Source organism: Mesorhizobium sp. M1A.F.Ca.ET.072.01.1.1 (genome assembly GCF_004023325.1).
In the GTDB taxonomy this organism is placed as follows: Bacteria; Pseudomonadota; Alphaproteobacteria; order Rhizobiales; family Rhizobiaceae; genus Mesorhizobium.
In genome coordinates this window covers 1-2,443 of the sequence record NZ_RZSF01000564.1, presented here as the reverse complement: position 1 = coordinate 2,443, position 2,443 = coordinate 1, and the positions used below count along the sequence as shown (strand labels likewise).

Below are 2,443 nucleotides of genomic sequence, written 5' to 3'. Positions count from 1 at the left end.
GCAATATCTGCGGCGATCGATATGATCCTGTTGTCGGCCATCTACTCCTCCCAGATGCGATGCCGGCGCTGAATGCGGTGCACTTCCTCCCGCGCTGCATTTCAAATCGAGCCCACTGCCACCTCCTCCCGGCAGTGGGCTTTTTCTTTGCATAAGCGGCAATTTGGCCCTTTGGCCAACGTATTGGCTTCTAGCTGAGGCGAATGCTCCGGACTTCCAGGCCTTTCTTGCCCTGCCCGCATTCGACAAACACTTTCTGTCCCTCCACCAGCACGCTGAGCCCTGAGCGGTTCAACGCGGTAGCATGAACGAAGACATCCTTCTCACCGTTGTCGGGTGCAATGAAGCCGAAGCCTTTTTCGGGATTGTACCATTTGACCATGCCCTGGCTCTTCAGCTGCGCACCCGTCTCGTCGGTGGACGCTCCAGCGCGGCGCGTATCTACCGGCGTTTTCGCGATCTGATCGCTGATCTCCAGCACTTGCACGACCTGATGACCTCTTGGACTTTCTTCAACTGCGACCTTGAGACGTGTCCCCTCGGAAACAGCGCGGCTTCCGGCAGCCTCCAACACTCGGATGTGCAGATAAGCTTCCGTGCCGTCCGACAGTTTGACGAAGCCAAAACCCTTGCTGGCATTGAACCACAATATCTCGGCGTCGACAGGGTCTGCGGTCACAATCGCGGGCCGCTGAAAGTAGCTTGGTTCGGAAGCCCGTTCCGAAAAGGAAGCGGGGTCATCGTGATGGCGATGCCGGCGTGGCTCGCGATGGTCTCGATATTTGCTCATGATCGTCTCGACTGACATGGAGCGCACACTGCGCTAGCGTCAGGATAATCTCCATCGGGCGACGCGTTTGTGTCAAATGCCTGCGACTGAAAAAAGACGCCAACGATGCCGATATTGGCGATGAACCCAAATTCAGGAGGTCAGAGACCATGACGACCGAACGCGCTGTGCTTGCCGGCGGCTGCTTCTGGGGTATGCAGGATCTGATCCGCCGCTACCCCGGCGTGATTTCCACCCGCGTCGGCTACACCGGCGGTGAGGTGCCCAACGCTACGTATCGCAATCATGGCAACCACGCCGAGGCGATCGAGATCGTGTTCGATCCAGACACGATCAGCTATCGCGATCTGCTGGAATTCTTCTTCCAGATCCATGATCCGACGACGCGCAATCGCCAGGGCAACGATCTCGGCGCGAGCTATCGCTCGGCGATCTTCTATACAGACGACGAGCAGAAGCGTGTCGCGGAAGACACCATAGCCGACGTGGACGCCTCCGGCCTCTGGCCGGGCAAAGTCGTGACCGGGGCGGCGCCGGTCAGCGATTTTTGGGAAGCCGAGCCCGAGCATCAGGATTATCTCGAGCGCTGTCCCAACGGCTACACCTGTCATTTCCCGAGACCAGACTGAAGCTTCCAAAGCGAGAGGAAACTCGCCGCGCGGGGTAGGCCGCCGCACCTTACAATTCCTTCTCGGCCAGTTCGTGGAATCCGTCGGGAACCGAGCGCGGACCGTCCAGCGCTGTGGCGGCATAGCCAGCCGACCGCGTCACGTCCAAAGCGGACGCGAATAGTGTCGATGGCGCGGTCGGCGGTCCAGCGGGCAATGCCTTTTCTCGCCCCGGGCCTGCGCTTTTCGTTAGGAAGCCCGAGAGGCAGATCGAGGTGGATATCCGGCTGCTTTCTCAGATGCGAGACCGACACGTCCAATAGCGTGATTATCCGCTCTCCGGGATGATCGGCAAGCGCTACCCGCACCAGCTCCTCTGCAATTTCCGCCAGCATAACCGTAGCCGAAATCGGCGCATCCAGCGTCGTCGATCTGGTGATGGCCCGCATGTCGGCGAACCGGACCCGCACCGTGACGGTGCTGCCGGCGAGAGACTTCGCGACAGGCGCGAGGCAACGCGGTCTGCGAGATGGAGCAGCGCCGGCTTGAACACGCTTTCGACGGCCGGCTTGCGGCCAAGGCAGACTGGCTCCTGCTGACCGTACACGACCTTGGGTTCGGATTTCGCGCGGATCGCGGTCCCAGGCCAGCGAAAGCTTTTCGCCCACGGCCTGCCGAGCAGGCGTTCGATGGAGCGTCCTGGCAAGCCGAGCTCAGTGCGGACGCGGCGACTGATCGTCGTGGCGATCTGCGCTGGCGAGCCGAAGAGATGCGTGCAGCCTGCGACATCGGCAAAGGCCTCGTCGATCGAGATGCGCTCGACGAGCGGCGTGTAGTCGCGGAGGATGGCGATCGCAGCGTCGCCGAGCCGCTGGTACTCCTTAAATTGCCGCCCACGAAAATCACGTGCGGACAGAGTTCCCGCGCCCGCCGTCCCGGCATGCCGCCGCGAACGCCGAAGGCTTTCGCCTCGTAGGAGGCGGCGAGTGCGACACCGCCACCGACGGGATCGGCTTGCCGCGCAGGGATGGGTCAGCAGTTGTTC

3 protein-coding genes and 1 pseudogene are annotated in these 2,443 nt (G+C 61.4%); 1 reads left to right on the top strand and 3 read right to left on the bottom strand.

The window, feature by feature from the left end:
• Nucleotides 1–190: 190 nt before the first annotated feature.
• Nucleotides 191–790 carry a cold-shock protein gene (locus EOA32_RS40700; RefSeq protein WP_128374233.1) on the bottom strand — a complete coding sequence of 200 codons (600 nt, stop codon included), beginning with the start codon at nucleotides 788–790 and terminating at the stop codon, nucleotides 191–193.
• A gap of 149 nt (nucleotides 791–939) precedes the next feature.
• Here EOA32_RS40700 and msrA point away from each other — a divergent pair, with 149 nt between their 5' ends.
• Nucleotides 940–1,419, top strand: coding sequence for a peptide-methionine (S)-S-oxide reductase MsrA (gene msrA, locus EOA32_RS36295; RefSeq protein ID WP_128374232.1), 480 nt, complete (start codon nucleotides 940–942; stop codon nucleotides 1,417–1,419).
• Here msrA and EOA32_RS40455 read toward each other — a convergent pair.
• Together EOA32_RS40455 and EOA32_RS40450 are read right to left on the bottom strand one after the other, a co-directional pair.
• On the bottom strand, nucleotides 1,398–1,847 hold the full coding sequence (locus EOA32_RS40455; RefSeq protein WP_245499520.1) for a hypothetical protein: 450 nt from the start codon (nucleotides 1,845–1,847) through the stop codon (nucleotides 1,398–1,400). The two genes, msrA and EOA32_RS40455, sit on opposite strands and share 22 nt — an antisense overlap.
• Nucleotides 1,757–2,340: pseudogene (locus tag EOA32_RS40450) on the bottom strand (hypothetical protein). Before EOA32_RS40450 ends, EOA32_RS40455 begins: the two are co-directional and overlap by 91 nt.
• Between the last annotated feature and the right edge of the window lie 103 nt (nucleotides 2,341–2,443).

Coding starts and splice junctions, on each gene's coding strand:
- EOA32_RS40700 (WP_128374233.1), bottom strand. CDS start 790: ATGAGCAAATATCGAGACCATCGCGAGCCACGCCGGCATCGCCATCAC.
- msrA (WP_128374232.1), top strand. CDS start 940: ATGACGACCGAACGCGCTGTGCTTGCCGGCGGCTGCTTCTGGGGTATG.
- EOA32_RS40455 (WP_245499520.1), bottom strand. CDS start 1,847: ATGCGGGCCATCACCAGATCGACGACGCTGGATGCGCCGATTTCGGCT.